The sequence below is a fragment of the Acinetobacter sp. 24-47-64 genome, assembly GCF_057737055.1.
The window spans coordinates 2,047,030-2,061,313 of the sequence record NZ_CM173215.1 but is presented as its reverse complement, the minus strand read 5'-3'; the positions used below and the strand labels follow the sequence as shown (position 1 = coordinate 2,061,313).

Sequence of the window (14,284 nt, the reverse complement as noted above, 5' to 3'; positions counted from 1 at the left end):
TGGAGTAGTAATCATTGGATGTAATCTTAAAATATTTACCTCTTATCATTTTTATTTACCCAATTTTATCTTGGTTAGATAGCAGAAAACGCTTTACCCACAGTGCAAAATTTTATGCAGATAGGGCGGTATCTGTTAAAAAATATGAAGAAGAAATTAAGCGAGCTGATATCACTGATTATGAAAAGAGCGCCTTTGCACAGGCAATGGTAGCTACTGAAAAGCTAGGTTTTAAGGAAGTAAATATTCTTAAGCTAAAATCCCCTAATAACTTTTTTTCAATGGTTAATAAGATAAAAAAAATTAGACACAAGATTGAAGTAAAAAATCTTGGGCAGGAAAATGTGTTTGTTTCAATCGAAAGGTCTAAGACATTAAAATTTAAACCAATAATTTATTTACTTTTATACGTATCATCAGTGCCAATTTTTATATCGAATAGTCTCTTAACTTTGTTGTTTAAATATTTAGGATGGAACTTGTTTCTTGTCGATGTGAATACATATATTTTTTCTCAATTTGCTACCTTAATAGTTGGGATTCTAGTAGCAATTATTGCTGCGATGAAATTCATCAATCATGAAGTTTTAATGTCACTTATTAAAGAGGACGTTGTTATGGCAAAAGAAGAATTCGAAAGAGTTAATGATGCTGAAGAGCATTCACAAGATAACTTGATCGAACTTGGGTAAATCTGGGTTACATAACATGGATGTTCTTTAATAGTTTCAATAGTTTTAATTGCTAGTCAAGCTTCCACCACCTCAAAATTCCTAGCTACACTAGTCTCTTAAAAATATAAGGACATACATTATTTGTATTAAAAATAACAATAACTTATGATTACTAATTAGTTAATAATAAATTTTAACTATTAAAAATTAAATATTTATTAAAAATCAATATCTTAGTATTTTTTGAAATGATAGGGTGGTAGTGGTGGAAAAAGAAGCGCAACAGGATATTAAAAAATATTCCATGCAGATTGATTCTACTTCAGTGTTAAACCTAGTTTTACAGCAGAATTCAGTCGCTCTGATTCGAGAAATTCTCGTATCTTCGAAAGAAGTACTCTCTTGCTCCCGCATTATTATTAGGTCAAATCCTGAATATTTTAAAGAACATGTGATTAATATTGCTTATTTGGATGCGGATCAAACATTAGCTATAGAAAAGCCTAAACTTGTTTTTGATATTCAGTTTTTACAAGAACTACCTGAGAATTTAAAAGGGCAAATCGAAATTATTTGGTTCACAGATCAAGATCAAATTTTGGATGAAAAAGTGATTGAGATTGATTTGCTAACAGTTGATACATGGGGCGGTGAACGCCAACCTATTGAGCTCCTTACAAGTTTCTCACAGCCAAATGCTACTGCTCTCAGCCCTGTTTTAGTCAGTGCAAGTGAAATATTAAAAAGTAATAATGCAGGATCATTAAATGGATATCAGGATCGTGACAGAGATGCTGTTGTATCGCAGTTACAGGCTATATGGGAAGCTCTGCTTCAGCAAAACCTTCATTACATCGTAAACCCTGCAAGTTTTATTAAATCGGGACAGCGCATACGCCTACCAAAACAAATTTTTGATGAGAAATTGGCGTGCTGTTTAGATACTACATTACTGTTTAGTGCATTAGCTGAGCAAGTTGGTCTTGATACATTAATTGTGGTTGAAGAAGGACATTCTTACGTAGGGGTATGGTTGAATGAAACCCCTAATGTAGATCTCATCATAGATGATATCCAATCATTAAGAAAAAGATACGATCTTGGCGAAGTGGTCTTCATAGAGACCACATTGCTCACCCAACAAGCTAAATTTACTGCTGCACTCGAAACTGCTAAACAATATATTAAAGATGCAACCCGTCAGCATAAATTTTATCTTGCGATTGATGTGCGGCAATCTCGCTTACGTGGTATTAAACCGCTCTCTATTCACCACGAAAAGAAAAGCCATTTGGATCACTCTGAGATCGAATGGAGTGCAGCATCAATTCCTGTATATGAAGTTGACCAACCTGTTGAAACAAAAACGACACGTGTCGATCGTTGGTTGAGAAGGTTGTTAGATTTAAGCCTCCGTAATAAGTTATTAAATTTTAAAGATAATCGCTATAGCATACCTTTGCACTGTTCAGAATTAACATTAGCAAAATTAGAAGATGCATTAGCAAACCAAGAAGGTTTTCTCTTCAAAAGCGTAGATAGTATTTCACTGAAAGATATTCAACGTGATAATGAAAAACAGCATGTCAATCAGTATGTAGATGAGAATCTATCTAGAAAGCTATTATTTAGCCCACTTGAGACCCAAGCATTAGAAAAGCGTTTAATCGAAGTATATCGAGCGTCACGAACAGCATTAGAAGAAGGTGGAGCGAATACTTTATTTCTTGCAATTGGTTTTCTTGAATGGAAAGAATCGGAGCGTTCTAAAAAAACGTATAGAGCACCATTATTATTGATACCCGTACAAATTACGCGTGAAACCGCAAAAACTGGGTATCGGTTATTTATGTATGATGATGAGCCTCGTTTTAATGCCACGCTATTACCGCTATTAAGACAGGATTTTGAGCTCGATATAGCAGGCTTAAATCCATTGCCAACGGATGACGCTGGTGTAGATGTAAATAAAATTCTGCATATTGTACGTAAAGCAATTGTTAATGTTGCAGGATGGGAAGTAAAAGCTGAGGCAGCTATAGGGCAATTCTCATTCTCAAAATACTTAATGTGGCTAGATCTAAATACACGTCTAGAAGAATTAAAAAATCAGCCAGTCGTCAATCATCTGATTGAAACGCCAAGAGAGCCTTTCATTAAACAAGATGAGTTTCCTCAGCCAGAAAAACTTGATCAAGCTTATCAACCTCAACAGTTATTTACTCCTCTGTCATCCGACTCATCTCAGTTGGCTGCAGTGATGTCAGCAGCTTTGGGGAGAACTTTTGTCTTGTCAGGTCCACCGGGAACAGGTAAATCTCAGACCATTACTAACATGATTTCTCAATGTTTAGCGGATGGGAAATCTGTACTATTTGTATCGGAAAAAATGGCTGCTTTAGATGTAGTATATAGGCGACTAACGCAGGTTGGGCTCAGTGAGCTTTGTTTGCAGTTGCACTCATCAAAAGCTCAAAAGATGGAAGTTTTAGATCAGTTAAGAGAACGTGCTCAAAAAAATAACGATCCGTACTTTCTCGCCAATCAAGCTAAAAATACAGACTGGAAAAAACTTTCTGATCGATTAGTTCAAACCCGTGATGAATTAAACCTACATGTAAAAAATTTACATAGCCAGCATCAGATAGGCTGGAGTCTATATACTGCGATGAGTGATGAGTTACGTTACCGTGAAACGCCAACCTTGCGCTTGCCAGATATTGATATTGCGAACTTAACATTTGAAAAACGTGAAAAGTTAAATCAAGTTGTTGTACAGGCTGTGAATCAACGCCAACTAGTGTCTTCAAATATGGTCGAAGAGCTAGAAGGCTTTGGTGAGGGTTTGTCTGAACAAGTCTGGACATTAGCATGGCAAGAAGAGTATCAGCATGTACAAGATCAGATTGGGATTCAAGTCAACAATGTAAATAACTTAATAGGTGAATGGAATGAAGCATTTAGCTTTACTCAAAAAACAAAATTAAATGAAATCAAAAAAGATTTTAAGGTGTTTGATTCAATTGTAGGTTTAGTACAGCGCGCTGATCTAAAACTGATTGGGTATATTAAGGAAGTTGATCTTAATAGCATTCGTCGTTGTAAGAATTTAGTTTCAGACCTGAGTGGGCAACGTTCTAAATTGGTAGGGCAATATAATGATGAAATATATAAGGTAGAATTAGATCAGCTGATGTTTAAATGGCGTGAAGCTGAGTCTAAGATTTTTCCATTTTCATGGTTTGCCAAGTTTCAGCTTAGAAACCTGATGAAATTATATCAAGTCAATGCGAATCGCCCTACAGCAGTTGCAGTTGCTCATGATCTGCCACTTTTACAGCAGATTCAAAAGCAACAAAGAGAATTCTCTGAAATAGAAAATCAATGCTCGAATCAATTCGGAGAGTATTGGAAAGGTGAAAATACACCTTGGCAAACGTTTGAAGATGCTTTCAATCAGTGGCAAGAATTTAAAAGAATTATTGCTAGTAATCTAGAGGATAAAGCAACTTTATTCAAAGCGCTGGAATTTAGTAAAACACATAGTTTGGATGAGCTATCTTCTCATGTACAACAATTGGAAGCTTTGTTGGATAAGTTGCTTAATGATCATCAATTACAGCCTGACAAAGAACGTACCTCATATGGAGATATTTACTTTGAAGATCTCCTTTTAAGACAGCAACAATTACAACGTTCAAATAAATCTTGGCGAAATTGGCTGAATTGGCAAGTTGTTAAGAATCGGTTATTTAAAGAAGGGCTCAAGCCTTTAGCTCTCGAGTTGTTGAAGGAGGAAAGAGATCCAGATACGGCTTTAAAACTGTTAAATATAAACTTAGCCCGACAGTGGATCGTCTATCAATTTAGTAAGCATCCTGAGCTTAATCAGTTTAATGGTGATGAGCATGAGCAAAAAGTACAGTCTTTTGCTGAACAAGATAGAGCGCACCAGTTAGCAGCGAGTCAGGAAATTATTCACCGTTGGAATAAGATTTTTAGTGAACAAAATAAATATAAGACGCAATGGACTTTACTGAATAAAGAGTTAGGCAAAAAGCGTCGACATTTACCAGTACGAGAATTAATGAGGCAGATTCCAGATGTCCTTGTTGGACTGAAGCCATGCTTGCTCATGAGTCCTTTATCAGTCGCTCAATATCTTGATACTCAAGCAAAGTTTGATGTAGTGATTTTTGACGAAGCATCACAAATCCCAGTTTGGGATGCAATTGGAGCTTTGGCAAGAGGAAAACAGTCAATTGTTGTGGGTGACAATAAGCAAATGCCTCCGACAAGCTTTTTCGGAAAAGGTGATTCAGATGAAGAAATCGATGAGGAAATCACAGAGGATTTAGAAAGTATTTTAGATGAATGTCTTGCTGCTCAGTTACCAGAACTAGCTTTAAATTGGCATTATCGCAGTCGCTATGAAAGTCTGATTCAATTTAGCAACCAAAAATATTACAAAGGTGGACTATTTACATTTCCTGCACCTGTAGCGAAAGATACAGCGATACAGTTGCATATGGTCGATGGAGTTTATGATAAAGGTGATACGCGTACAAATTTAGGTGAAGCTAAAGCAATTGTAGAGTTTATTCTTCATCATCTGAAATCACAGCTTGGTCAAAATAGCCCTTTAACTCTAGGTGTTGTCACCTTCAATATGACACAACAGAAGTTAATTGAGGATTTACTCGATAATGAATTGGCAAAGTATCCTGAATTGGAAGCGATTAGCAAAGCTGGTATTGAACCGCTCTTTGTGAAAAATTTAGAGAATGTACAAGGTGATGAAAGGGATATTATTATCTTCTCTATTACCTATGCCAAAGATAAAGATGGTCGGTTATCCATGAACTTTGGTGCATTGAATCGTCAAGGAGGACAGCGGCGTTTAAATGTGGCAATTACCCGTGCTAGACAAGGTTTGCATGTTTTCTCTGCCTTGAGTCCTGAGGAAATTAATTTAGCACGTACCAATAGTGAAGGCGTTAAAGATCTAAAAGACTTCCTCATCTTTGCTCGAAATGGACAACTTCATTTGAGTGAAGTTGATCATAAGAAAAAGCACATGAAAAAAGAGTTTATACAATATCTTCAATTTAGGCTTCAAAAGCTTGGTTGGAATGTTGATCTTGGTGTTGGACATGGTGACAGTGGTGTCGATCTAGCTATTAGGGATGATCAAAGAGTTGGTAATTACTTGGCAGGTATCATTGTTGATGGAGAAGGGTACGCTCAAGCAGCAACAGCAAGAGATCGGGATCAACTTCGACCAATTGTCTTGAAGGCATTGGGTTGGGAAACGATATCAGTTTGGAGTGTGGATTGGTGGTTGAATCCTGAAGATAATTTAAATAAGTTGGACCAAAAAATAAAATCTATTCAATCAGAAAAAAGAGTTGCTTAACTAAGGAGAATATATAATGGGTTTGTCTGTTCAAAATATTGCAGTCAAGGTATTAAAAACGGATCTTGAAGACAATGAAGTTTCTTTTGCTGTAAAAGCAGATGTCACAAATATCAAAAAAGATGACTATGATGATGAAGATGTCACAGTAGAAATTCAGGGTGTTGATGTTGATGGTTTTGAAATCCTAACGGTATATCTTTCTGGTAAAGTTGATTTTAATACGACAAAAACACTAACTGATCGTACAGACTATCAAGATAAAGATGAGTTTGAACAGGTTGTTAAGTGGCAATTTGTTGATGTATAGATTTAGTATTTTCATTATAGTAATTTTTATTTAAGCAAGGCAGCGTCCTTGCTTAAATTTTGAGATCAACAACTCAATAAGCATCTAAAAAAGTTTTTGGATTAAACTTAGATGAGGACTTGTTTAAACCAAATTTTGATATTTTTGTACAAGCTACCGTACAAGCTTACTAAATACCTAATACAACCTGATAAGGTTTAAATCCTTCCAAAACAGCTTCGGAAACCAACTGAATGAAAGCCTCAGTTTTGCCATAGGCCATCCACTGATCCAAAGCTTCATAGTAGGCTAAGCGATTTTCGACCGTAATAACACAAGGAGGATATCCTGCTTTGAGTAATTCAAGATTCATCAAAAGACGTGATGTGCGTCCATTTCCATCGATGAATGGATGAATTCCAACAAAATCAGCATGTACTTTAGCTGCACGTTCAATGGGGTGTAACTTATGTGCTTCGGAGTTGTACCAATCGACAAGTTGAGCCATCTTATCATTCAATAATGTATAGTCGGGTGGGGTAGTCGTAGCACCTGAAATTAATACGTTTTGTTGGCGATAACGTCCTGCATTGTCATCATCGATATTCTTTAGAATGAGCTGATGGATATTTCGAATTTGCCATTCAGAAAAAGGTTCTTCTTTTCGAATAATGTCTTCGACATAGTAGATAGCATTTCTATGGTTGATTGCTTCAAAATGCTCTCGTAATGCTTTTCCACCAACAGTAATGCCTTCCAAAACGACTTTGGTCTCTAGCAATGTAAGTGTATTGCCTTCGATTGCATTTGAGTGATATGTCCAACGAACAATAAGATCTTCTTGTAGATTTTTTACAATTGCAGGGGAAAGAGGACGATGCTGATCTAATCTCATTTTTAAAGCATCAATATTTTCAAACATAACCTTAACCCTGAAGTTGTACCATTAAATGATACATGAAAAAAATAAATATAAAATGTGATGTTATATTGTTGCATTTTATATTGAGAATTTACGTGTTAAACTCAGTATACAATTTCAAATTCTCAAGAAAAATTTTAACAAAAGTCCGTGGCTTATGCCTTGATCTAAATTCATGTCATCTTAGGGAATCTAACTTCTCTAGAATAAGTTAAGAGATTTTTTTACGGTATTTTTTACGGTAAAGCTCAACGGTATTTAATTTTTATTAATATAAAACAATATGATAGTTCCTGAGTTTGGTGCGCGCTGAGCGCACCATTTCTTTTATGTCTTTCAAACAAAACATAGTCCGTCAAATAAAATATTTTTAGTAAATTTTTATCAAAATTTAGTGCGTAATCTGAATTGTTAATCTGAGTCGATTGAATCGTGAGATGCTCCAATACTGACAAATAATAATATATTTAGTCTCAAAATAAACATAAAAATGCTAAATATTTCACATAAAATTTACATGGCTTATTTTAAATTTAAATTGCGGTATTGCCGTATAAATCACATAAATTATGAATAATTCAAATAAGAGGCACAACAATGTACGAAGAAAAAGTTTTGATCCAAAATCGAATTTCGTGGGCGAGTATTTTCGCTGGCGTTATTGTTGTATTAGCTATTTCAATTTTAATATCATTGCTAGGCGTTGCATTAGGATTTGCGCTCCTAGATCCACAATCTACCACTGATATTACAAATGGCTCAGGGATAGCAATAAGCGTATGGACAATTATTTCATTGTTAGTATCGTTGGCTATTGGTGGATTTGTTGCAGGTCACTTGGCTCAAGCTGATGGTGCAATCCATGGCTTTATTGTCTGGTCACTTTCATTGCTGTTAGGTATCTGGTTTGGTGCAATGACCATTAGCGGCGCGGCAAAAATTACTGGTAGTGCGATTAGTTCAGTCAGTAGTGCTGCGGGTAGTGTAGCATCAGGAATTGGTCAAGGTGGCGTTAATTTAACTCAGATCGGAGTTCAAGCTTTTGAGGAATTAGTTCCTTTACCAAAGCTTGAAAATAGTGATGAAAAGATGTCAGAAGCATTACGCAAAACTGGGATCGAGGAACTGCAACCTGAATTCTTAAAAGCGCAGGGTGAATGGGCAAAGGAGCAAATTAAGGTTGCTGCAAAAGAGTTGGTGATTCATCCAGATAACAGTGATGCTATTATTCAAAAGTTATCAGAACAATTAAAAAATCGTGCACAATCTGTGACTGCTTCTATTAATAAGAATGAAGTCAGTGCTGCTTTAGCGAAAAATTCATCTCTAACTCCGCAAGAAGCGAATCAAGTTGTCAATAATTTCCTTATACAGCAGGATAAATTCTTTAATGATTTAGAGGCGAATATTCAATCTGCTAAATTGAAATATACTGAACTAAAAGATCAAGCACGTGAAAAAGCAGCTGATGCGACTAAAGCTGCTGCAAAAGCTGCTTTATGGTCATTTATTGGTTTATTTATTGGATTGATTGTGACGATTTTTGCTGGCCGTTTTGGTGTAAATCATTCAAATAATCGTTCACGTCATTTGGCTTAATTCTGAGCTTAAATTTAGAATTAAAAGTCGACCCATTTCGGTCGACTTTTTTGAATTAAAACTTTGTTCATATTCGCGAAACTTATTCTTATCTATAAATAAAAAAATTCAATTATATTTTTTTTATACAGTTGTTGAAAAGTGTTAAAGTCACTTCACATCACATATTGAAAGTATTAAATTAAAACTCACAGTAGGTTGTAAATAAATATTCAACGCTACTGACGAGTTGGACGGATCAATGACAGTTAGTTGAGTTCAGTTGAACAATAAATCTAACACTAGCCTTCCAACATAAAGCCCGCGTAAAGCGGGCTTTTTCATATCGGAATTATGCTTTAAACATGACTTCAACATCATATTTTCGAAATTCACTGAGCAGGTCTTGAATGATCGATCCACCCGTTTGTTCTGAAGCATTGAGCAGGACTTCTTTATTTTCAAGGCTATCAAAACATTCTATGTGATTGATTTGCCATTGATGTTCTTGATCAGCTTGCTCAATGATAATACGTCGAGGCTGCAATGAGCCATCTGCTTGACGCGGAATAACATTGGTAATGGCGAGCTGGATTTTCTCCACCTGGTCATGGGCATGCAAGAAGGTGAGAACCCAATTTCCGACTTTTTTAAGATACATAGGATTATCTAAAGGATCAAATTCTAGAATTTGGCTGAGTTTAGACATAAGGCACCTATTTATACCGTTGTTGTATGATCGTATTAATATATTTATGACAAAGATGTTCTACTTCGCCTTAGTCTAATAGCGGATGAGGTGGGCAGTGTTGAATGAATAAAAATAATAAAAAATATTTAATTATCATGTGATTATATTATTTTAATTATTGGTGTAAATTTTAGTTTAATCGTTTAAAAGTATTAAAAAAAATAGTTAATTTCTCACTTTGAGGTTTAGGTTCAAAGTGAGAGTCATGAAATATTGCTTAAAGCGTATCAATTAAAGTTTTTTCTAAGGCTTTTTTCAAATAGGGATCCAAGTCTTCTTGTCTTAGTAACCATGAAACATAATCTTTTGGAAGATCTACAATGGCTGTCCCACGATGTTTACCGAAGTTAATTGTACGAGGGATACGTGCATCTTCAGATACTTCATAGAGTTCTTCAATGTTTTGAATACCCAAATGATGAATAATGTGCATTAAAATATTTGCAGTCAAAATAATATCTGCGTCAGCTCGATGGGCACCTTTTAACATCTCTCTAGCTTTGCTACTGCCTTTACTAATCATATAAATTAAAGCAGAAATGTTGTGTGCTTCTGCATGAGGCCAAACTAGTCGAGAAAGAGCGAGTGTACAGATGGCTTTAATATGACTTGTTTCAACGCCGCATTGCTGAATAGCTCGAATATCATAATCAATATTATGACCAATAATATACGTCGTTTCTTGAGGTAACTCGAAGGTTCTGAAGTTGGGTTGATCTACTAAATCGCTTTCAAGAATATGATGAACCGCCATTGCAGCATAGGAAATTTTTTCGTCACCAATGCTATATAGTTGGTCAAAGATTTTTTCGCGATCAAGACTTAATTTGCCTTGTTCAATCTGAATAGGAGCATATGCAATTTCTATGGGCAAACCGTTCAATGTATGGGTTTCAGTATCCAAGATAATGGCTTGCATGCAAATGTCCAAGTAAATGATAAAGATGTAATTAATTTAACATTTTCAAATCTGAGCTCACAGTAATAAAGTCAATGAATTGTATAAATTATGCTGAATTGAACAAATTATGGGAATTATTTAGATAAGGTGCTCATTTAAAGAAATTTCGTTTTCTATGATATTGACGCTGCAAGTTTAGACTGTAGGTTGTTAAAAATAATTTTTAAAAATGAATAAATTTAAAAAGAATAGTCATAATTCAGATATTTGTTTTTATTAGTAATAGAGTGAACACACAAGAATTAATCAAATTTAATTGCAAACTGTTTAAACTTCATTCTCGAAATTTAACAAGTTCATGTTACAATACGCGCCAATCTTAGCACGGCTTAAAAGCCCTACATTAATAGGACCTCGCTAATGTTTGCCAATATCTCTATTGCTGACTTTGATCCAGAATTAGCTCAAGCTATTACGAGTGAAGATGCTCGTCAGGAAGCTCATATTGAGTTAATCGCTTCAGAAAACTATTGCTCTCCAGCAGTAATGGAAGCTCAAGGTTCAAAACTCACTAACAAATATGCAGAAGGCTACCCAGGCAAACGCTACTATGGCGGTTGTGAATATGTAGACGTGATTGAACAATTGGCAATTGACCGTGCTAAAGAACTCTTTGGTGCTGATTACGCGAACGTTCAGCCTCATGCTGGTTCTCAAGCAAACTCTGCAGTTTATCTAGCGCTTCTTAACCCAGGCGATACTGTTTTAGGTATGAGCTTAGCTCACGGTGGTCATTTGACTCACGGTGCTAAAGTTAGCTTCTCTGGTAAAACATATAATGCGATCCAATACGGTTTAAATCCAGAAACGGGTGAAATCGATTACGAAGAAGTAGAGCGTTTAGCTGTAGAACACAAGCCACGTATGATTGTTGCAGGTTTCTCTGCTTATAGCCAAATCGTTGATTGGCAGCGTTTCCGTGAAATCGCGGACAAAGTAGGCGCTTATCTATTCGTTGATATGGCTCACGTTGCTGGTCTCGTTGCTGCTGGTGTTTATCCAAGCCCAGTTCAAATTGCTGACGTAACTACAACGACGACTCATAAAACACTTCGTGGCCCACGTTCTGGTTTAATCCTTGCGAAAGCAAACGAAGAGATTGAGAAAAAACTTCAATCTGCTGTATTCCCAGGTAACCAAGGTGGTCCTTTAGTTCATGCTGTAGCGGCTAAAGCAATCTGCTTCAAAGAAGCAATGGCTCCTGAATACAAAGCATATCAACAACAAGTTGTGAAAAACGCGCAAGCAATGGCTGAAGTGTTAATCGAACGCGGTTATGATGTTGTTTCAGGTGGAACTAAAAACCACTTGTTCTTGTTGTCTCTCATCAAACAAGACATTACTGGTAAAGATGCTGATGCTTGGTTAGGTGCGGCTCACATCACTGTGAACAAAAACTCTGTGCCAAACGATCCACGTTCTCCGTTTGTGACGTCTGGTATCCGTATCGGTACTCCAGCTGTAACAACTCGTGGTTTCGGTGAAGCAGAAGTACGTGAACTTGCAGGTTGGATCGCGGATATCTTAGATTCTAAAGGTGATGAAACTGTCATTAACGCTGTGAAAGCTAAAGTTGAGACTGTATGCGCTAAATTCCCAGTTTACGCAAAATAATCTTCGACTTGAGAAAAGCCCCCCTCAAGGGGGCTTTTTTATTGAATGTTGAAATGTCAAATCTGTCATTTTTAGATAGTTCTGATATAACTGATGTATCTATTAATTATTCAATTGTCGTTATACATTTGAATTGGAGCAGAAAATGAGTCATCCAAATATTATTATTTCTGAACAGGATTTAAATCGTTTAGAAACCATGTTGGAACATCAGAAGCAGGTAACTCCAACGATGGAGCATTTAGAAAATGAGTTGGCTCGTGCTGAAGTCGTACAGCCTAAAGATATCCCTGCCAATGTAGTGACGATGAATGCTAGAGTACTGATAACGGTTGCACCGTCCACTGAATCTACAGAGATTGTGCTGGTATATCCCCATGACTTTAAAGGTGAAAAGGGGCAGGTTAATGTGATTGCACCTATTGGTGCAGCAATCCTAGGTTTGGCTGAAGGACAAGAAATTGAATGGCCTCAGCCTGATGGGCAAACAATGAAAGTGAAAATTGATAAAGTGCTCTATCAGCCTGAACGTGAGGGTATATATCTTTAACTAAAAAATAAAGCCTCTTGTGGAGGCTTTAAAGTTTATTATTTCATCGTGGTTTGTTGCATATATTTATTTAAATAAGTTTCGCGTATTTCTTTGCGCTGCTCGGCAGTCGTCGCGTTCATCATTTTTTTACGCAAATCATTTCGTTCACTTGAGCTCATCTGTTGCCAAGTTTCGCGCATTTGTATTTTTTCTTGTTCAGGCAGTTTAGTAAACCAATCCATTCTTTGTTGTAGAACAACACTTTGCTCTTCAGGAATTTCTTTCAAATTTTGATAGCGTTTAATCAGTGCTTTTTGTTCATCTTCAGAAAGCGATTCCCAAGATTCATTAAGTTCAGAATTATTGTCTTTCGAGAAGATCCAAAAACGTTCATAGCCTGCAAAACTGGTTTGTAAAAAACCTAATGTGCAGAGTGCAATCGCTAAGCCTTTAGCTGCCATGAGCTGATTTATCCTCACCAAAAACAGATAACATTTCTAGATCTTCCATCATTTGCGGAGAAAGTTTAGGGGTGACAATCACTTGTTGTGGGCTTGGAGCTTCTTCCAAATCAAACGCATTTGGAAGTACCACAAATCCTGTGATCGCGGCTGCTAATGCAAAACCAGTAACTTTCCAAGTCATAAACTGAGAAAATAAGGGTTTGTCTTTAATCTCATCAAGTACATGCTCCATCACGACCGCTTTATTGCGATGTTGTGATGCCAGTACATTCAATTTTTCAGTCACTTGTTTCGTAAATTCATCATGATTCATCCGATGATCCCCCGTCATTTGGGTTTAAGTGAGACAAAGCAGATCTTAAGCCCTGTATAGCTCGATGGTAATGGGTCTTTACACTGCCTTCTGAACAATTCATGATTTCGGCTGTGGTTTGTGTATCAAACCCTTCCCATGCTCTCAACATAAATGCTTGTTGTTGGCGAACAGGTAACTTAGAAATTGCATTTTGAATCTCCTCAACAGCCATCTCTTGTGCAAGAAATTGCAGCGGATTAGGTGTTGATTCATCCACAATATTGATGGTTTCGTCATCATCTTCATCGTGGTTATTTTTTTTAAATAACGAGAATGGAAAAGCCCGTCGAGATTCTTTACGACGCCAATCCTGAAGTTTGTTATTTAAAATGGTATAGAAAAGGGGATACCACTCTGCAGTGGATTTATCAGCATATGATTTATGCAAGGATATAAAAGCTTCTTGGACTAAATCCATGGCAATGCCATTGTGTCCTTGAGTTGCACTTTCCATCATCACCAATGCACGCCCAGTGACGTCTTGCATAAAATATTTAAGACGTTGTTCTGCCGTATTCAAAAGAACACTCGAATCTTCAGGCTTGACTTTTTTTGGTGCTAAATCCATAGAGATGGAAAATCCCGTCATTGGGTACCCACCATTATTTTCTAATCGTTACTTATATAACGTCAAAACATAATGGTAGGTTGACAATCTAAGCAACTATTTTTTAGCAGTTTAATAGATTTTTTTATTTTCAGTGACTTCGTTAATATATTTTAACGAA

The 14,284-nt window shown here is 36.3% G+C and carries 12 protein-coding genes; 6 read left to right on the top strand and 6 right to left on the bottom strand.

The window, feature by feature from the left end; genetic code table 11:
• Window positions 1-14 precede the first annotated feature (14 nt).
• The 3 genes from AC1M85_RS09865 (at window position 15) to AC1M85_RS09855 (ending at window position 6,400) form a co-directional block, all read left to right on the top strand.
• Window positions 15-692: a hypothetical protein gene (locus AC1M85_RS09865; RefSeq protein WP_488212979.1), complete on the top strand. Its 678-nt coding sequence runs from the start codon at window positions 15-17 to the stop codon at window positions 690-692.
• Window positions 693-978: 286 nt separating this feature from the next.
• Window positions 979-6,090, top strand: coding sequence for an anti-phage protein ProA (gene proA / locus AC1M85_RS09860; protein ID WP_488213869.1), 5,112 nt, complete (start codon window positions 979-981; stop codon window positions 6,088-6,090).
• 16 nt (window positions 6,091-6,106) lie between these two features.
• A complete protein-coding gene (locus AC1M85_RS09855; RefSeq protein WP_017725199.1) occupies window positions 6,107-6,400 on the top strand; it encodes a hypothetical protein in 294 nt (97 codons plus the stop codon).
• A 169-nt stretch (window positions 6,401-6,569) separates the two neighbouring features.
• Here AC1M85_RS09855 and AC1M85_RS09850 read toward each other — a convergent pair whose 3' ends face one another.
• Complete coding sequence (locus AC1M85_RS09850) at window positions 6,570-7,301, bottom strand: Fic family protein (RefSeq protein WP_488212978.1); 732 nt, start codon at window positions 7,299-7,301, stop codon at window positions 6,570-6,572.
• Between the two features lie 597 nt (window positions 7,302-7,898).
• Here AC1M85_RS09850 and AC1M85_RS09845 point away from each other — a divergent pair.
• Window positions 7,899-8,900 carry a hypothetical protein gene (locus AC1M85_RS09845; protein WP_488212977.1) on the top strand — a complete coding sequence of 334 codons (1,002 nt, stop codon included), beginning with the start codon at window positions 7,899-7,901 and terminating at the stop codon, window positions 8,898-8,900.
• A gap of 331 nt (window positions 8,901-9,231) precedes the next feature.
• On the opposite strand, the gene AC1M85_RS09840 is transcribed toward AC1M85_RS09845, so the two are convergent.
• A complete protein-coding gene (locus AC1M85_RS09840; RefSeq protein ID WP_481592887.1) occupies window positions 9,232-9,588 on the bottom strand; it encodes a hypothetical protein in 357 nt (118 codons plus the stop codon).
• Between the two features lie 259 nt (window positions 9,589-9,847).
• Window positions 9,848-10,549, bottom strand: coding sequence for a putative quorum-sensing-regulated virulence factor (locus AC1M85_RS09835; protein ID WP_481595546.1), 702 nt, complete (start codon window positions 10,547-10,549; stop codon window positions 9,848-9,850).
• Window positions 10,550-10,951: 402 nt separating this feature from the next.
• Here AC1M85_RS09835 and glyA point away from each other — a divergent pair, with 402 nt between their 5' ends.
• Together glyA and rnk are read left to right on the top strand one after the other, a co-directional pair.
• Window positions 10,952-12,205: a serine hydroxymethyltransferase gene (gene glyA, locus AC1M85_RS09830; protein ID WP_035265704.1), complete on the top strand. Its 1,254-nt coding sequence runs from the start codon at window positions 10,952-10,954 to the stop codon at window positions 12,203-12,205.
• Window positions 12,206-12,350: 145 nt separating this feature from the next.
• The gene (gene rnk / locus AC1M85_RS09825; protein WP_481588470.1) at window positions 12,351-12,755 is read left to right on the top strand and encodes a nucleoside diphosphate kinase regulator; all 405 of its coding nucleotides are present in this window, start codon (window positions 12,351-12,353) and stop codon (window positions 12,753-12,755) included.
• A gap of 38 nt (window positions 12,756-12,793) precedes the next feature.
• Here rnk and AC1M85_RS09820 read toward each other — a convergent pair whose 3' ends face one another.
• Genes AC1M85_RS09820 through AC1M85_RS09810 form a run of 3 tightly spaced genes read right to left on the bottom strand, consistent with a single transcriptional unit; the run spans window position 12,794 to window position 14,124 of the window.
• The gene (locus AC1M85_RS09820) at window positions 12,794-13,198 is read right to left on the bottom strand and encodes a DUF3106 domain-containing protein (RefSeq protein WP_481588469.1); all 405 of its coding nucleotides are present in this window, start codon (window positions 13,196-13,198) and stop codon (window positions 12,794-12,796) included.
• Window positions 13,188-13,514, bottom strand: a complete 327-nt coding sequence (locus AC1M85_RS09815; RefSeq protein ID WP_035265708.1) for a hypothetical protein — start codon at window positions 13,512-13,514, stop codon at window positions 13,188-13,190. Before AC1M85_RS09815 ends, AC1M85_RS09820 begins: the two co-directional genes overlap by 11 nt.
• Window positions 13,504-14,124, bottom strand: coding sequence for an RNA polymerase sigma factor (locus tag AC1M85_RS09810; RefSeq protein ID WP_171260669.1), 621 nt, complete (start codon window positions 14,122-14,124; stop codon window positions 13,504-13,506). The genes AC1M85_RS09815 and AC1M85_RS09810 overlap by 11 nt, the downstream gene beginning before the upstream one ends.
• Window positions 14,125-14,284: the final 160 nt, after the last annotated feature.

Excerpts from the sequence above, each read along its gene's own strand:
- AC1M85_RS09855 (WP_017725199.1), top strand. The coding sequence starts at position 6,107 with ATGGGTTTGTCTGTTCAAAATATTGCAGTCAAGGTATTAAAAACGGAT.
- proA (WP_488213869.1), top strand. The coding sequence starts at position 979 with ATGCAGATTGATTCTACTTCAGTGTTAAACCTAGTTTTACAGCAGAAT.
- AC1M85_RS09835 (WP_481595546.1), bottom strand. The coding sequence starts at position 10,549 with ATGCAAGCCATTATCTTGGATACTGAAACCCATACATTGAACGGTTTG.
- glyA (WP_035265704.1), top strand. The coding sequence starts at position 10,952 with ATGTTTGCCAATATCTCTATTGCTGACTTTGATCCAGAATTAGCTCAA.
- AC1M85_RS09850 (WP_488212978.1), bottom strand. The coding sequence starts at position 7,301 with ATGTTTGAAAATATTGATGCTTTAAAAATGAGATTAGATCAGCATCGT.
- AC1M85_RS09815 (WP_035265708.1), bottom strand. The coding sequence starts at position 13,514 with ATGAATCATGATGAATTTACGAAACAAGTGACTGAAAAATTGAATGTA.
- rnk (WP_481588470.1), top strand. The coding sequence starts at position 12,351 with ATGAGTCATCCAAATATTATTATTTCTGAACAGGATTTAAATCGTTTA.
- AC1M85_RS09845 (WP_488212977.1), top strand. The coding sequence starts at position 7,899 with ATGTACGAAGAAAAAGTTTTGATCCAAAATCGAATTTCGTGGGCGAGT.
- AC1M85_RS09840 (WP_481592887.1), bottom strand. The coding sequence starts at position 9,588 with ATGTCTAAACTCAGCCAAATTCTAGAATTTGATCCTTTAGATAATCCT.
- AC1M85_RS09810 (WP_171260669.1), bottom strand. The coding sequence starts at position 14,124 with ATGGATTTAGCACCAAAAAAAGTCAAGCCTGAAGATTCGAGTGTTCTT.
- AC1M85_RS09820 (WP_481588469.1), bottom strand. The coding sequence starts at position 13,198 with ATGGCAGCTAAAGGCTTAGCGATTGCACTCTGCACATTAGGTTTTTTA.